Raw genomic sequence first — 16,450 nt, forward strand, 5'->3', positions numbered from 1 at the left:
GCTTATATTTTTGTTTTAATATTCTATATTTATGACCATATTTGAAATTTTACACTGTGTTATACTTATTGATTAGAATATAATTCTAACAGATACAAGTGAAGATTAAATAAAAGAAAAATATTCTATGAGTGACTTGGACAAGATCGATATACAGATTCTAAAATTATTACAAAACAATTCCAACCTGACCACTAAGGATTTGGCCAATAAGGTGAATTTGTCGACTACACCAGTTTTCGAGAGGATCAAGCGATTGGAGAAAAATGGCTATATAAAAAAGTATGTAGCGGTTCTTGATGCCGAGAAGCTGGATAAAGGTCTTACGGTATTTTGCAATATTACCCTTAAACAGCACACCAGGGAAATTGGCAACAAATTCGTAAAGGATATTGTAGCTATCAAGGAGGTTACCGAGTGTTATAATGTTTCGGGGGATTATGATTTCTTGCTAAAGGTGATGGTCAAGGATATGAAGCACTATCAGGATTTTGTATTGAACCATCTTGGCAGTATAAAGAATATTGGCAGTGCCCATAGTACTTTTGTTATGGGTGATATAAAGAATACTTATGCGGTTCCCATATAATAATTAATTTAAAAATCTTGACTGCTTCGCAAAGGATGAAGTATGGTTTAAGTGGACCGATTAATTGGGTCCAATAATGGTACTCGCTTCTGTATTCCTTTTTCAATTAGTGCCCTGTCGACTACCGATTGGATGAACTGCGACTTCAACTTTGTGTAATCTTCAATTGTCTGGTAATTTATTATGGCCAATTGTTCTTTTAGCACTGAATATTTGAAGACATATTCGGGATTATTTCTTAAATAATCCCGAAATAATAATTCGTTTCTTAAATAAAAATTCTCGTCATAAGGTAATATATGTAAATTATGGGTCCAAACTTCCTCTGCCGTATATTTGGAGAATAAATGCCTGTTGGCCATATCTGTTCGGGAATATCTGTAATTAAACTTTTTGAGCTTGTTCTTGTAATACGACATACCACGTAAATTGGATACGGCTAGAAAAATGTCGATAACAGGTTTTGCCCTTAATTGGGGAACGGAGGTACTTCCTATGTGCTCAATTACTCTAATTTCATCCTGAAAAATATCTTGTAAAACCAAGCGTTCTTCCTCAAACTCCCTTTTCCAGTTGTCGGAATGTGCCCTAATTTCTATCTTCATTTTAAATTGTGATTTTTGTTTTCTAAAATTTCCTTTGGTGCATTAATATATTGTGTAATGGTGTAGATTGCCGTCTTGAAATTAAATTGGTTTCCCTTTAATTCAATGGACTTGAACTCCTGATAGTACATTACGATTTTAATGCCCTACCGGACTATAGATGGATCGGGTCTTATTGAACAATTTTCAATTTGATAATTCAGTTGTTGGCGAGAAATGTTCATTTATTATTACATCTAATCCAGAATACATTAAACTGCTGAACTCAAAGGTTTATAGTCCCTTTACCAGAAACTTCCAGAAAGGCTTCTTTTATGGCCTCGGTATAACTAGGATGTGGATAGGGAATATTGGTCATATCAAGATCTGTAATTTCATAAACCAAAGCAGTTACACCCAAACTGATGATATCAGCTGCTCTCGGACCAAAAATATGAACACCTAATATTTCACCATATTTTGGATGCGCCAAAACCTTAACGAAACCGTCTTTTTCACCAGCAGCGCGTGCACGGCCAAACGCGGCAATGGGAATTTTCGATGTTTTGAAATCAATATTCTTTTTTGTCAGCTCTTGTTCTGTCAAACCCACTGAGGCAATTTCGGGCCAAGTATAAACTACATTAGGGATGGAATTATGGTCCAAGAAGGGTTTTTGACCATCAATGGTTTCTGCAACGAATGTTCCTTCTTCTTCTGCCTTATGTGCTAACATAGCCCCTCCTATTACATCACCGATAGCATAAATGTTTGGGATGTTGGTCTGAAGCTTCTCATTGGTCAAAACAAAGCCTTTATTATCGGTTTGAATGCCAATTTTTTTTAATCCCAAATTTTTGGTATAAGGTATGCGTCCTACCGCAAGCATGGTATAGTCGGATATTTTTTCTTCTTCCTGTCCATGTGCGTTTATGAATTTTACAAGTGTTCTATTTTCCAGGTTTTGAACACTGATGACTTTCGCCCCCAGGTAGACTTGAATGTTATCTTTTTTAAACTTTCTAAATAAAGCCTTTCCAAGGTCCTTGTCCATATTGGGCAAAAGGGAATCCTCATATTCTATTATCGTTATTTCGGTACCGATTCGAGCATAAACTGAAGCCAGCTCTACCCCTATTGCCCCGCCACCGATAATAATCATGGATTTGGGCTGTACCCTAAATGACAACGCTTCTGTTGAACTTATAATCCGGTCCTTGTCCAGTGCAATATTTTTAATAGAGGCTGGCTTGGAACCTGTGGCAATAATAGCGTTGTGAAATACCAATATTTCTTCTCCCTGATCTTTTTTTAATCTAATTTGATTTTTAGAAATAAATGAAGCGACACCTTCGAATACAACTATCTTATTTTTTTTCATCAAGTACTCAAGGCCCCTGTTGTTGGATTGGACAACTTCATTTTTTCTTTGGATAAACTTTGGGAAATTAAGTGTGATGTCCGTAATTTCTATTCCAAACTCATTGAACTTCGTGGTGGCATCATGGTAGTGTTCGGAGCTATCCAGCAATGCTTTTGACGGGATGCAACCGACATTGGTACATGTTCCTCCCAATACAGGGTATTTTTCAATTAGCGCAACTTTCTTTCCCAATTGCGCAGATCTAATGGCAGCAACATAGCCGCCGGGTCCAGATCCTATGACGATTGTATCGAATGTATTTTCCATTGATTGAATAATTATTAATTCTCTATTTTTTACTGATTCTGAATGAGTATACTCCAATCTTTTAAAAGCGGATGTTGGTATGGATATAGCTGAACCGGCCAATTTTGATTTTCGCCCTTAAAGGATTGGACTTGCTATAAAGCATCAGATACAATACTTATTGCTTCTTTTAGCATTGATCGTTTAGCGCCCGGTCCTATTAACCGTTATCCGTTTGTTATTTTAAAATTGTAAATGTAGCTGTCAGTCCAACACCAAAACTCTTAGGTAAACTTTTGATTCCTAACAAGGACCTACTGTGCACTCCCTTATCCTGCAAGACCTTATTGAACAAGTCTGAGGCCCCATTTACAACCAATGGAGCGTCGTCCCAGTCTTTGGCACTCCTGTAGTAAGCATAGATGTGGTTTATGCCTTCCAATTTATCATATGCAACGTGTTCATTGATTATGGCCAAGACATTAAGTGCGCAAATTTGCATGGCCAAGTATCCGTCATTGGTTGATAGCTCATTTCCAAGTTTGCCCTGATAGTAGAAAACGCCATCCTTGATTGGAAACTGTATTGCCACATATCCAATACCTCCCCTAATTGTTAAAGGGGAATAATTTCCACCGGGAACCGGGGGAGTTGGCAAGGTCAATCCGGCCTGCTCTACCCTTTCTTTAATTGTTGATGCCATTATTGATATTTTGATTTACGTTCATATCCATCTGGATATGTGGGATTGTCCCATCGTTGGTTTCAGTTTTAAAAAAGTTTGATTTTCCCTTGGCAATGAGCCTGGTTCTTTCATTGTTCCATATATTACATTCGGCATTGACAAATTGTTTGCCTAGTTTAACAATAAATGTTTCCGCGATTATGATTTGATCAGGTTTTGCTACGGAAAAATAATCTATAACATTGTTTATTGTCGTAAAAAAAGAGGGTTCATCAAGTGAAAACATTGTCGCTCCCAAGATGTCATCTATTATTGCAGCGGTTATTCCACCATGCAAGTTTCCTATTGGGTTTAACCATTCTGGCCTTACTTGATATTGGAACACAAGGTTTCCTTTTTGGGCACTAATGATAGTGGGATTTAACCAGCGCATTAGTGGTGATGGCGATACCCTGAACTCCTGACCAACGAAGGATTTTAATAATTCTAACCTACTCATAACTTCTATTAATTAAATATTATTGATTATTTGATAAAATTATATACATGTATCTGACAATTACATCAAAAATATACACTTAGGTATATTTTTAATTAAAAAAAATATTACATTTTCATTTCATTTTCTATAATACCTTCTATCCTGTTAAAAGCTATTTCGAGAAAGTCGCGGTTGTCCATGGTCTTAGCCAGCAGGACTCCTCCTTCGATCAGTATGACCATTGTTGAAGCCAATTTCCCCACGTTCAATTGTTCTTTAAATACTTCTTCCTCCATTCCTTCCGATATAATGTTTTCGAACATTTTTGTAAATCCCTTGAACGAATTTCTTACGTCCACTACTAATTTAGGCAGTGTGTCGTCTACCTCGGTAGCCGCATTTAACAAGGGGCACCCACCTGCCTTACTGAAATCTTCCCAGTTATCCCTATAGTAATCCAATATGGCAACAATTTTTTCCTTGGCTCCACCCTTGCAATTTTGAACAACACTTAAAAGTTGATTTCCAATATTTTTTGCATTATACCTGTATACTGCCTGGGCCACTGCCTCCTTATTTTCAAAATTACCATATATACTACCCTTGGTCAATCCTGTCAATTCAGTGATATCCCTCAAGGAAGTCCCAGCGTAGCCCTTCTTATTAAAATGTACAGAGGATTTTCTAATAATATATCTCTTGGTTCTTTCCGCTTTTGACATTATATATGTACTTTTTTTAGCAAATGTATTAAAATAATACCTATGTGTATAAAAAGATGGTTTTTTTTATATTTTTGTTAAGACTTATATCCAACACATATTTTGAACTGATTATTTGACTTATATTATATTCTATGAAGTTCTATATTATTGCAGTACTCCTTCTCATTTGCTCAAATACCAAGGGACAAAATTCTGAAGTCTTGTGCATTGATAATGTAAATGTAATTCCCATGTCCAAGGATACCATACTTCAGGAGCATAGGGTATGGGTCAAAGATGGTAAGATAATCTCTATTGAAAAGGCTTCAGTTCCAATGAAGAATGAGGGATTTGAGATCATTGATGGATCCGGACAGTTTCTTATCCCCGGATTGGCAGAAATGCATTATCATTTTCGAAGTGATGACATTGTAAGTGACTTTAAGCTTTTCATTGCCAATGGGATCACGACCGTTAGAAATATGGCTCAGTTTTCAGGGCAAGACCATATTGATATTAGAAATAGGTCTAAATCCGGTGAACTTATTGTTCCCAATTATTTTACCACTGGTCCTTATCTGACCAAATCGGACCTTAGCACTAAATTGGACGTTACCGAATTGGTAGGACAGCATGTAGAAACAGGCTTTGATTTTTTAAAAATAGCGGATAATTTAACGGATTCCATTTACATGAAATTATTGCAGGAGTCGCAAAAATTTAAATTACCTGTAATTGGTCATGCACAGCGACATCTCCCTCTGGAATATTCCTTGAGAATGAATTCAATCGAACATATTGAGGAGTTTGTTTACCTAAATGATGAAATGGATGGAATGCCATTAATGGAGAAAAATGTTTCGGGTCTTCAGGCAGTTGCCCGCCAAATAAAGCAAAGTGGAATTTATTTGGGAACCACCTTGACTGTATTTGAATTTATCAATAACTGTTTGAACGATCAGAAATTTGAGGAATATAAGACGGATACGTTATCATTATACGTGGCTAATGAACAACGGGATAATTTTCTAACCGAGAAAAATGATTATAGAAAACTTAGAAATAAAACTTTTAACGGAATAAAAGCACCAGATCTTTTCAAGGATCAATTCTCATGGATGAAGAAGTTTGTTAAAATATTATCCGATAATGGTGTAAATTTAATCTCAGGCAGTGATACCTATGGAATGGTCGTAGTAGGTTTTTCCCTCCATAGGGAATTGGAGCTTTTACAGCAGGCCGGAATCAGTCCTTATGAGGTTTTGCTCAGTAGCACAGTAGCTCCGGCACGTTACCTAAATACAATTTCTACAGAAGGTACTATTTCGATCGGCAAAAATGCCAATATGGTATTATTGGCCAAGAACCCTCTGGATAACATAAACAATACCAGAACTATTAACGGTGTAATTGTCCGTGGGAAATGGTTCAACAAGAAACAATTGAACGGAATGTTGGAGGATGTGGCAAACGCCTATAAATAAAAGGTATGCCTTACTAAGGTAACAATTGCTATTTATGGCCTTCGTTCAGTATATGTATTATGGGAAAATGGTAAGTTTTTGGATATAAGGTTGTTTGAAGCCCAAAGCAAAAGGGAACGCCCTTTAGTTCCATATTGGCTAAATTAATTCCATCCCCATTTTGATATTTGCTCTTTGATAAATACCTTCCTCTAAGGGAAGTTCATGAAACCCCAACTTCCTGTACAAATCTATTGCCCGCTCAAGACGGGTATTGGAATAAAGGATGATCTTGTGAAACTTCATATTCTTAGCTTCTCTAATGGCACTAGTACATATTAGTCTTCCGGCACCTAGGCCTCGCCATTGCTTACCCACGGCCATTTTTGTTAACTCAACGATGTCATCACTAATCTTCATCAGTGCCACTGCTCCGATAATACTTCCATTATATTCAGCGAATAATATTTTACCTCCTTTCATTAGGATTGCCTCTTCTGGATTTTCGAGGACATATTGATCGGTTGGTTCAATGGTAAAATAGTTTTGAATCCATTCCATGTTATATTCCTCAAAATATTGTCTGTATTCAGGTTTGTAGTCAAGTATGTTTATCATATTTTTTGGTTTTAATTTTACCTAAAAAAAGTGATATAAAATTCCAAGTGGAGTAAACTGGATTTTTATTGGTTCTATTCCGTATTCCTTGTCAAGACAATATGCTTTTCCATTTTTAGCACTCCCCTTCCCCCTGCCATTAGACTTTTTATATTGCCATTGTCGATTTCCAATTCTACAATTATTAAACTTGGAGATGGTACCTCCATAAACTCTCCTTGTTGGATAAAAAATCTGTTTTTGTTAAGCTTTAAAATATCAAATAGATAACAGGCTAATGGTCCGGCCGCCATACCCGTTCCTGCCTCTTCCATTATATTATATCTGGGCCCGAACATTCTTGTACTGGCATCTTTGCCATTATTATCGTTAAGAAGGGTAAAGGGATATAGACCAATTAGATCGAATTCATCGCTAATCTCCGTGATTAATCCCATATCAGGTTTTAGTTTCCTTAGTATACTTTTATTTTTGACCGGGATAAGAATGAATGAATTGCCCGTATTTACCAATGTTACGGGAGCATTCTTCCAAAGGTCGGATTTTTTTATACCCAAGGATTTCAAAATCATATTTTCCCTTTTTTGTACATCGATATATCTTGGTGCCAATTGCTCCATGTAGGCCAATTCTCCTTTTAATTTTATTTTTCTTATTCCATCAATAGTCTCTTTGGTAACATTGTTTTTCTTTAGCAAGTTCAATTGTCTTAAATACGAAAAAGTGGCAACTGTGGCATGACCGCAATGGGCAATTTGCCTATTCGGGGAAAAGAAATCAAGTTTGTAATCTGCAATATTGGATTTGGAAACGAAGGCGGTTTCAGAATAACCGATTTTGGCAGCGATTTCCTGTTTCTCCTTGATGGATAGATCATCGGCATCAAAAACGACCCCGGCAGGATTCCCTCCTTTATTATTATCCACAAATGCATTAAGAATTTGGACTTTAATCAAGTTCTGTTTGTTCATGGTCTTTTTTATTGATCCTTTTAATTTTGTGAATTATGACATAATTGATTTACATGAATGGATGAAGACGAAAACAACTATTCCTTGAATTCATTAGTTGACCTGTATAGTCAGCATCCTCATTGTGGAAATTTAAATTTGATTCCTTTTATTGTTTCCTTATTTCCCGTACTTTATTGGAATAGGGTCAACCATTACCGAATTCCTCTTCAAAATTGGAAATAAAATCGTTGATGAACTTTTTCTGCCTATCACTCTTCCTAACTGTCAAGAAATGACTGCGTTTTAACCCATATGGCCCTATACGTTTGGCAACTATGTCCTCATAGGCTTTAAAAGGTTCCAATGCCCATTTAGGCTTGCACATTACGCCCATATTGGCATTTACCATTTCCAAAGCAACCTCAGTTAATGGAATTGCCGTAATTTGCTCCGGTTCAACATGGTTTGGCTTTAATAAATGTTGGTAAATAAAAACGGATTCCAAGGGGTACGAATGTATTATTAGATGCGCCTCCCTGAACTTTTCCAATGCTACATAAGTCTTGGTATTAAAAAAATGGTCCTTGTGTACAAAAGCGAATATTTCGTCTTCAAATAACTCTTGACAAAATAATACTTCCTCTTTGGGCTTTTCATGTACTATGGCAATATCGAGCTCATTTTCCAATATTTTTTTTAGCGGATGCTTGTCCGGATCCAGGATAATATTAACTTCAATTTCCGGATATAGAACATCCATCTTCTTTATAAAGGTTAGTAGTCGCTGATAAAAGAAATAACACTCAGTACCTATTCTTATGGCGCCCTTAGTACCATTCTTTATATAATCTATTTTTTCAAACCCTTCCTCTATTGCATCCAAAACCTTTATTGCCAAGGCATGAAGTTCGCGGCCTTCATCGGTTAGTTCCCAAACATTCCGTTTACGGTAAAATACTTTGAATCCCAATCGTTCCTCCAACTCCCGTAACTGGTGGCTTAAGGCGGATTGTGTTAAAAATAGCCGCCTTGAAGAGTTGGCCATATTGCCTTCTTCCGCTATTGTTCTTATGAGTCTGAAGTACTTGATTTCCATACCTACAAAGATAAAACATATAGCAATAGTTGAATTTGAAATTATTTCAACTTCTATTGAGGAGGTTTCAATCTCAAAAAGAATTTTGGCCTAAAACATTAATTATTTTTGTTTGACAGAAGTTGGAGGGACCAATGTCAAGTCATTATTTTAAAATTTTAATATCATGGAAAAAATCATTAAAACACCACAAGACTTAGTGACGCAATTTTTTGAAAGCGTTTGGCATGCTCCACATGATTTGGATGCAATAGATAGATTCATGACCGAGGATTATAAGATTACAACCGCCGGAAGTTTAATTAGTGGCAGGGAGAATTTTAAAAATTGGGTCAAAGGTTTTCAACGCCTATTGTTGGATGCCAAGACTGAAAGTATAGATCTATTTCACGACCCGTCAAAAACCAAAGTTGTATCCCGTTGGGTTTGTTCTGGTAGGAATAATGGACTATTTGCTCTTGAACCTGACAACAAATTAGTGTCATTTACTGGAATTGCCATTTGGACAATCCGGGATAATAAACTATCCGAATGCTGGGTAGAGCGAAGTGCTTATGAATTATATCAGCAATTACAGGAAAATTCAAAAAATCAATTCGTTTAGATCGACCCTTGAATTCATCATCACTGGACATTCAAAATCAAACAGATTCCAAAGAGTACGACAAGACATCAAAGCTTTGATTTAATCATGGAAAGGGATATTTGTATTAAGTGGATTTCTAGGTTATTTAGTTATTATACCCAAACCTGATTATTTCAACTTAAGAAATGTGAGAACCTTTCACCTTTTCCTTGGGTCGGGATGGTTGGACGTAATATTATTGAACATTGTATCAAACGAAAGATTGATTAAACGCCTGAAAAAATAATCCGAGAGTTTATTTTTTCAGGCATAACTATTATACCATGATAGTCTCAAATAGATTCCCAAGCCAAGAAGTAAAGAAAAAGTTGAGGAACTTTGTATTGGATCCAATTGTGGATAATATCGCCTGGCCTGACATTACGATTCATACAAAGGCGAATAGGTATTTGTCAAATATCGGTGAAAGTGCCTTTTCCGTGCTATCCGTTAATGGCCAAGGCAATGCACATATTAAATTGAACAATAAAGAATTGAAAATAAGCAAGGACACATTTTTAGTATTGGGCCCGTTCCAAACTTTCGACTATTTGATTGAACATGTCACTCCTGTTGAAGTTTTAAATTTTCATCTTGGCATACAATCCTATCAAGATGCCATGGCCGCACTATCATTAAGTCAAGAAACATTACTGAATAACGGTTTGGAGTCCCAATATTGCCCCGATATAATAGCTCATATCCATCTTAAGTCCGAGCCATTTGGACGATTGCTGAACGATTACGATCAATCGGACAGTGAAAGGTACATATTTAATGTGGTAAATTATACCCTAGGTGTAAATGCAGAAAATAACAGATTAATTAATAATATTCAGGGGACTAAGAATAGTACAAAACAGGAGCTGTTCAGGAGAATGTCGCTAGCAAGGGATATAATTTATAGTCAGTATGACTACCCTGAAATGAACCTTGAATATTTAAGTAAGGAGGTATTTATGTCCAAGTTTCATTTCCTTAGGGTCTTTAAACAAACATTTGGAATAACTCCCTATCAAATGATTAGGGATGTTCGTATAAATAAAATATTTCAAATGGTAATACAGAAAGATATTGATATTAATGAAATAGCTATTTTGACAGGCGTTAGCGAACCAAATACGGTTTATGCTTTATATAAAGAGGCATTGGAACGCCGAAAAAGTCTTGCTGCATTATAGCAATGAGGCCGTTACCTTTTTTATTGCACTTAAAGGGACTGAATAATTATTACCCTGTACAGTAACAAAGGTACTAGCAGTGATACTTTATTAATCAAGCAATACCTTTCTGGCTTCAGTTTTAAAAAATATTGGCAGGGCAAAGGATATAATACCGTAGACCAGAAAGACTAACATAAAGGCGGATTGAAAACCTATTATCAATTTACCTATCAACAGTGAGCCCAAGCCTATACCCAATTCCATAAATATATAAAGAGTTGACAAGGCTTTACCATCAGCTCCTGCATTATCATTCAATACCCACAAATTCAGACTTGGTATAAAAAGACCCATCGCTGCACCATATACCATAGAAGCTAGAATAAAGGCAATTTTGTGACTCCAAATGGAAAACAAACCTGAAGAAATAATGAGCAATATTGTTCCATAGATCAACAATTGTTTTAATGGCAACACATCTATTCTGTTTTTGATTATAAGACGTATAAGTATCGTGCTAAGGGTGAAAAAAATAAAGAATATTCCGTTGTTTTGAAAACCTAATGATATTGAGCGCAATGAAGAGGAAACCAATAGAATTCCAAACCCAAGAAATACCCAGAACATTACCAAAGATTGCCTCCATATGTGAATATCAATCCATACGTTTGGCTTGTCATTGTTACGCACAACTTCGGTAGTTTCTTCTTTTAAAGGTAAAATCATTAAAAATGCAAGTAACCCTAAAAAGGCCCCGGAATAGAATACATAGTCCATTCCATATTTTGTATGGATCCAACTACTAAACATGGGTCCAACGGCCATGCCCGCAGAATAGAAAGCCGATTGAATACTGATTGCTTTACCTCGATTTTTAAAATTACCTTTCGCATAGAACGTGTAACCTGTTGGGGCAAATCCTGTGGAAAACCCATGTAGGAAACGCAATAATAGAAATCCGGATATGAAAGTCACCCAAGGGTACAACAGATTTACCAATAAGGTAACGCATAGGCCAATATATATGGTAAATTTACCTCCTTTTGAGTCGGACAACCTACCACTTAGCGGTCTTGCCAAAAGGGCTGATATGGTAAATAGTAAAATAATGAAACCCAAATAAGACTCGCCACCAATACCAATGAGATAAACAGGTAGTTCAGGGAGTAAAATATTATAACTGGCGGAAAAAAGAAGCGACGACATGCTCAAAAGCCACAAATGGGGATTATTGGTCTTCAAGTAAGCGATTTTCATTTTTAATTAAAAAGATCAAGTATTTTATTAGAACCTAAATTTGATTGGTGATATTTTCAATGAGTAGATGAAAATACTTCTAGGAGCATGAATAGCCATCGGAGTGGAGTCAATATTCCCATTTCTTAGATTTTATTCAGCCTTATAGTTCACTAATTAATCTATGACTGGTCCAAACAGTGGCAAATTCCCCATGTAAGTTTGCTAAAGCGGTTAAATGAATTATTTCGGAATCATACTTTTCACCATTTATGCCAACCCTATCGAAAGCGGCCGTCGCGTCTGAAATGACATAAGTTTCATAGCCATAATTACCGGCCATGCGAGTTGTTGTAGAAACACAATGGTTGGTTGTAATCCCGATTATAACAATAGTATTAATGCTTTCGTCGTCCAATTGTTTTTTCAAGTCCGTTCCGATAAATGCGCTATTTACATTCTTTGTAATAATTGGTTCTATGGACTTGGGTTTTACTTCATCATCAAATTCAAATCCTTCATTCAAATTATACAGCAATGATTTCGGATTAGTTGAGCTGTGTCTAATATGAAAAACAGGTAGTTTTAGAGCTCTCCAATTATTCAAGATCATACCTGATACCGCTTCAGCATTTTTGTTGTTCCTATTTCCTCCCCAGTAGGCTTCATTTTTAAAGGCCTTTTGAATATCTACCAATACCAATGCTGGTCTTTTGTCTCTAAGTTTCATAGTCTATAGCTTTTTTTAAAGGATAACCACTAATATTAATATTCTAAATCAGTTGAATCATCCAATTTAATAGTGATTAATACATCATAAGTTTTAAAAACCTCCAAAGGTGATAGGTCTATTTATTGTTTCCCAAACCTATAAATTAAGGAACAATAAAAGAGCTAAGACAATCTTAAATTTTTTAAACATGCTTATTTTGATATAAATTACAGCCCTTCAATTATGTTCGATGTCAGTAATATTAGTCTTTTTGTCCTGCCTTTATTGGAGCGTCACGATCAAGATTATATGCATAATCTATTAATGTTATGCACTCGCTGTCCTTATCGAATTTAAACCTAAGCCAACCGTAGTTGGTTGCCTCGAGCTTGGAGAGTTTAATTGCTTCTATCTCCTCTGTTTCATGTTGCAAACTCCCTTCATACCGAATGGAGCATTCGCTTTCAGTATGTCTTAAGACGAGTGTGTTTCTTCCCGATGTCCAAATTTGGTCATTCTTTAGTTCACAATTGATTATATCGAGATATTCTTCAGATTGGATAAACCCCATATCCAAATAATAGTTCTCATTTGGAAGGCTACTTTTAATCATATTATTTGCAATGGGTTTGATGCCAAAATATAAGTGATCACCATCTTGATCCGCATGCAGGACTGTAAAGGTCAAAAAATCAAGATTACCATCATTGTCGATATCCAATTCTATTTGCTCGGGGCTACCGGAACATACACTACGGCCATCTACCTTATAATGTATATTATCCGTTATCGGGCCACTGTATATTTCTTCATTGTTTTCACATGCCAACAAGCTTATACAAATAAAAAAACTGTGTATTGTTCTTAGTTTTATCATGGTATTTTCTTTGTTATTTTATAGTTTCAAACCGAGTTCATTTATCCATTTACTGGCTAGTGAAGGATTATGAAAATAGGCTTCATTATCTATCCCGAAAAAAAATTGATACTTGTTAATTTTTGATTTATCCTGATGTACATGTGCAGCACCTAGGCACCTTATTCCCCTTGTGCACGAAAGTTTCAAATCTTTTGCCTCCTCGAATAGATCCAAGTAACCTACCCTCCAGCCATACCTGGATAGGGTGATGGGTATTATATTCCTGAATTTTTTATGTGTTTCAACATCTCGAGCCTTAAATCCATATAGATTAACGTATATTTTGAATACGTCATCATCCTGGATTTCTTGTAGTGCCTTATAAAGTGAATCTTTCCACCTTAATACATCCAACAAAGTGACTGTTCCCGAAAGACGTGTTACTAGTAGTTTTTTAGAGTTGTACCATTGACTACTTAGATTATCAACTTTGTTAACCTTAATATATGTTTTAGGTATATTCATTAAAGTAAATTTTGATTATACAATCACTTATCTATTATTTCATGCAGCCTCGGGTCCTTCGGAAAATGGGATTTCAGGTCTTTACAAAGCTGTCATATATTTAACTCATTGAACTACTGCACTAAACCCGCAACAATTGGCGGAGTAATTAAACAGCCTATTTAAAATCAGAAATCAGTGAAGTTGGAGGAGGAACAACATTTTCGATGGGCTTGGTACTTTTCAAATAGTCAAATATCGCCCTAAGATCCTCTTCCTTTAGGTCCTTATAGGCTTGCCAGGGCATAGGCGGTAATAATGGTCGCCCGTTCTCCAATCCTTTGTATTTACCCTGTCTAATAGCCCTTTTGAATTGGTCAAAGGACCAGTTGCCAATTCCAGTTTCGTCCGATGAAATATTTGCGGTATACGAAATTCCCCAAGGACCAACGGCCGCAGTCATATCACCACTAAAGAGCACCCATTTTTTTGCAGTCTCTAGTTCTTCAGTACTCAATTGAGGTATTTCATTTTTGGAATTAAAGCCGGAGAATAATCGACTATCATCCAAAATAGGGCCATTGGGAGTGAACACCTTGGGGGTATGGCACACAGCACAATCCATAATGCCAACTAGGTATTCTCCTCTTTTTACAGATTCTTGATGTTGCTTTTCATTTTTTGAAGTTTCGGTCTCGTTGATACCTTTGCAGGCACTTAAGACTATGGTTAAGATTAAACCATTGATAATAAATTTTTTCATTATTTTGTTTTAAGTTATTTTTTCGATCAAAGCTCCATATAACATAGATTTGATATTTTTCGCATCCATTTTATAAGAGAAAATGATCCTTCGTTATATGATTTTTGTTCTAAACTTTACTGTTGCTCTTTTTAGGTTTGAACTCGTCCACAGCTTAGATCTATGCAAAGAAATAATGGGAATTGCACATACCATTATTCAAAATTGCTATTTTCAATCTGGAGTAATATTGTTAATGAGCAGTTTTCAAAATCTGAATGGTTCGCAGATAAGGCATTAATAGAAAGAACCCGACAGATATATGTTTTGCCGGGTTCTACAACTAACGAACTATTGGATTAATAAAAACTTGGAAACATCACTCATATAGATATTATGGACAGCTTACTTTGGGATTCCAATCATAGAAAGTACCTTTCGGATTTTCTAGGTCAGTCCATACGTGTAAGGCCCAAAATTCTAATTCTTCATTTTTATGAAACTTTTGGAAATATAACTCCGGAGGCGTTGCGGTGGACGGGAGTTCGCTAAATGGAACTATATACTCCACAGCCACCAATTCCAATTCCTTACTAATGGGATTTGAAGCAAATAGAAGGACCTGTGGCTCTTTGTGATTAAGCCTGCCATCCATATACTCCATTTTGCCAATGTGGTGCCCCATACCTCCTTCGGTCGGATGTTCCACACATTCCGAAAGAGCATGATTCCAGCCCATCTTCTTCGCTGATTCAATTGTCCGCATACTTGAAGTAATTTTTCGAACTTCATTCAACATTGTATTGATCTTTTCCTCTTGTGATGGAGCATCGTCATTGCTACAGGATGTAGAAAATAATGCCAAAGAAGTAATTCCAAATGTCCATAAAACAACTTTCGCTTTATGTAACCTAATCATAGATTTTAACTTTATACAATTCATAATGGTTTATTTTTTCCGCAAAGGAATAGGGAAAGAATTGTATGTAGTTATTGAAAATTGCTAATTTGATTGAATTAAAAATAAAGAGGATACTCCTACTGAATTTTTTCTGGCGTTCTTTATCCGTTAGGGTGTTTTATCTTGTATAACTGCTTTATCTTCCAAAAAACTGAATTATTGTTATTAGCTTTAGGAGTAGATATGGTAATAGATTATCAAACGACATATTTTTCAGAGGCTTCAGAAATAATAGATTGCGTTATTGATAGAGTGAAGCTGCAGAAAAGTCTTTTGGAGTATTGAAAAAAGGAGGTAAATACGTCGGTATTGCTTCATTATCAACACCAATTCCAGATGATTTATTGGGAAAATATGATGTAACCGCATCAAAGTTTCTATTTACATCCAATTCTACTCAGTTGGAAAAAATAGTTTCATTAGTAGAGCAATAAAAGGTAACTATAATCATTGATAAAACTTTCCCATTGGATGAAGCGAAAAGGGCTTTGGAATATCAAAAAAAAGGGACACTCCAAACGCAAGAACATTCTTATGACTTAGTGAAACGACCTGTACTAGCAACCGATTGCAAATGAATCTTGGTGAATTATATATAGAATTTATTAGGTGCGTAATTCGGTGAGTAATTGCTAAAATAAAATTTATAAATGATTGATAATCAATATTTAAGATAATGAGTTGCAGTTCCTCTTTCTCCGCAAAAGGAAACCCATAACGAAAGTTATGGGTTTTTTGTTTCCTGTAGCCTCCGAAGTTTACTTCGAAGAGGCGGAAGGAAACAAAAGGATCAAGAACAATTATTG

Annotated in this window: 19 protein-coding genes; 4 read left to right on the top strand and 15 right to left on the bottom strand. The window is 35.9% G+C overall.

Translation table 11 applies throughout. The annotated features are described in order from the left end of the window. Positions 1-127: 127 nt before the first annotated feature. Entirely contained in the window at positions 128-589 is a 462-nt protein-coding gene (locus tag KO529_RS14310; RefSeq protein ID WP_215948538.1) for an Lrp/AsnC family transcriptional regulator, read from the top strand. A gap of 47 nt (positions 590-636) precedes the next feature. Here the strand turns inward: KO529_RS14310 and KO529_RS14315 are convergent, their stop codons facing one another. The 5 genes from KO529_RS14315 to KO529_RS14335 form a co-directional block, all read right to left on the bottom strand. Next, entirely contained in the window at positions 637-1,194 is a 558-nt protein-coding gene (locus KO529_RS14315) for a GrpB family protein (RefSeq protein ID WP_215948539.1), read from the bottom strand. Positions 1,195-1,459: 265 nt separating this feature from the next. Continuing rightward, positions 1,460-2,863 carry a dihydrolipoyl dehydrogenase gene (lpdA, locus tag KO529_RS14320; protein WP_215948540.1) on the bottom strand — a complete coding sequence of 468 codons (1,404 nt, stop codon included), beginning with the start codon at positions 2,861-2,863 and terminating at the stop codon, positions 1,460-1,462. A 217-nt stretch (positions 2,864-3,080) separates the two neighbouring features. Next, positions 3,081-3,545, bottom strand: coding sequence for a RidA family protein (locus KO529_RS14325; RefSeq protein ID WP_215948541.1), 465 nt, complete (start codon positions 3,543-3,545; stop codon positions 3,081-3,083). Continuing rightward, positions 3,529-4,026, bottom strand: coding sequence for a PaaI family thioesterase (locus KO529_RS14330; protein WP_215948542.1), 498 nt, complete (start codon positions 4,024-4,026; stop codon positions 3,529-3,531). The genes KO529_RS14325 and KO529_RS14330 overlap by 17 nt, the downstream gene beginning before the upstream one ends. Positions 4,027-4,133: 107 nt before the next feature. After that, positions 4,134-4,730 carry a TetR/AcrR family transcriptional regulator gene (locus KO529_RS14335; protein ID WP_215948543.1) on the bottom strand — a complete coding sequence of 199 codons (597 nt, stop codon included), beginning with the start codon at positions 4,728-4,730 and terminating at the stop codon, positions 4,134-4,136. Positions 4,731-4,864: 134 nt separating this feature from the next. Here KO529_RS14335 and KO529_RS14340 point away from each other — a divergent pair, with 134 nt between their 5' ends. Then, positions 4,865-6,196: an amidohydrolase family protein gene (locus KO529_RS14340; RefSeq protein WP_215948544.1), complete on the top strand. Its 1,332-nt coding sequence runs from the start codon at positions 4,865-4,867 to the stop codon at positions 6,194-6,196. A gap of 138 nt (positions 6,197-6,334) precedes the next feature. Here the strand turns inward: KO529_RS14340 and KO529_RS14345 are convergent, their stop codons facing one another. The 3 genes from KO529_RS14345 to KO529_RS14355 all read right to left on the bottom strand — a co-directional run bounded on the left by KO529_RS14345 (position 6,335) and on the right by KO529_RS14355 (position 8,842). After that, the gene (locus KO529_RS14345) at positions 6,335-6,793 is read right to left on the bottom strand and encodes a GNAT family N-acetyltransferase (protein ID WP_215948545.1); all 459 of its coding nucleotides are present in this window, start codon (positions 6,791-6,793) and stop codon (positions 6,335-6,337) included. 74 nt (positions 6,794-6,867) lie between these two features. Next, a complete protein-coding gene (locus tag KO529_RS14350; protein ID WP_215948546.1) occupies positions 6,868-7,764 on the bottom strand; it encodes a PhzF family phenazine biosynthesis protein in 897 nt (298 codons plus the stop codon). Between the two features lie 187 nt (positions 7,765-7,951). Continuing rightward, entirely contained in the window at positions 7,952-8,842 is an 891-nt protein-coding gene (locus KO529_RS14355) for a LysR family transcriptional regulator (protein WP_215948547.1), read from the bottom strand. Between the two features lie 166 nt (positions 8,843-9,008). Here KO529_RS14355 and KO529_RS14360 point away from each other — a divergent pair, with 166 nt between their 5' ends. Both KO529_RS14360 and KO529_RS14365 read left to right on the top strand, forming a co-directional pair. After that, positions 9,009-9,446, top strand: coding sequence for an ester cyclase (locus tag KO529_RS14360; RefSeq protein ID WP_215948548.1), 438 nt, complete (start codon positions 9,009-9,011; stop codon positions 9,444-9,446). A gap of 305 nt (positions 9,447-9,751) precedes the next feature. Beyond that, positions 9,752-10,648 carry a helix-turn-helix domain-containing protein gene (locus KO529_RS14365; protein ID WP_215948549.1) on the top strand — a complete coding sequence of 299 codons (897 nt, stop codon included), beginning with the start codon at positions 9,752-9,754 and terminating at the stop codon, positions 10,646-10,648. A gap of 90 nt (positions 10,649-10,738) precedes the next feature. On the opposite strand, the gene KO529_RS14370 is transcribed toward KO529_RS14365, so the two are convergent. The 7 genes from KO529_RS14370 to KO529_RS14400 form a co-directional block, all read right to left on the bottom strand. After that, complete coding sequence (locus KO529_RS14370) at positions 10,739-11,887, bottom strand: MFS transporter (RefSeq protein ID WP_215948550.1); 1,149 nt, start codon at positions 11,885-11,887, stop codon at positions 10,739-10,741. A gap of 142 nt (positions 11,888-12,029) precedes the next feature. Then, complete coding sequence (locus KO529_RS14375; protein WP_215948551.1) at positions 12,030-12,596, bottom strand: cysteine hydrolase family protein; 567 nt, start codon at positions 12,594-12,596, stop codon at positions 12,030-12,032. Positions 12,597-12,840: 244 nt separating this feature from the next. Beyond that, positions 12,841-13,455, bottom strand: a complete 615-nt coding sequence (locus KO529_RS14380) for a hypothetical protein (protein ID WP_215948552.1) — start codon at positions 13,453-13,455, stop codon at positions 12,841-12,843. An 18-nt stretch (positions 13,456-13,473) separates the two neighbouring features. Next, a complete protein-coding gene (locus KO529_RS14385) occupies positions 13,474-13,962 on the bottom strand; it encodes a hypothetical protein (RefSeq protein WP_215948553.1) in 489 nt (162 codons plus the stop codon). A 157-nt stretch (positions 13,963-14,119) separates the two neighbouring features. Next, positions 14,120-14,704, bottom strand: coding sequence for a c-type cytochrome (locus KO529_RS14390; RefSeq protein ID WP_215948554.1), 585 nt, complete (start codon positions 14,702-14,704; stop codon positions 14,120-14,122). A gap of 373 nt (positions 14,705-15,077) precedes the next feature. Further along, on the bottom strand, positions 15,078-15,602 hold the full coding sequence (locus KO529_RS14395) for a hypothetical protein (protein ID WP_215948555.1): 525 nt from the start codon (positions 15,600-15,602) through the stop codon (positions 15,078-15,080). A gap of 489 nt (positions 15,603-16,091) precedes the next feature. Then, on the bottom strand, positions 16,092-16,450 hold a 359-nt coding region (locus tag KO529_RS14400; RefSeq protein WP_215948556.1), incomplete at its 5' end, for a hypothetical protein.

Origin of the sequence: Arenibacter algicola (assembly GCF_018860365.1) — a bacterium.
Lineage (GTDB): Bacteria > Bacteroidota > Bacteroidia > Flavobacteriales > Flavobacteriaceae > Arenibacter > Arenibacter algicola_B.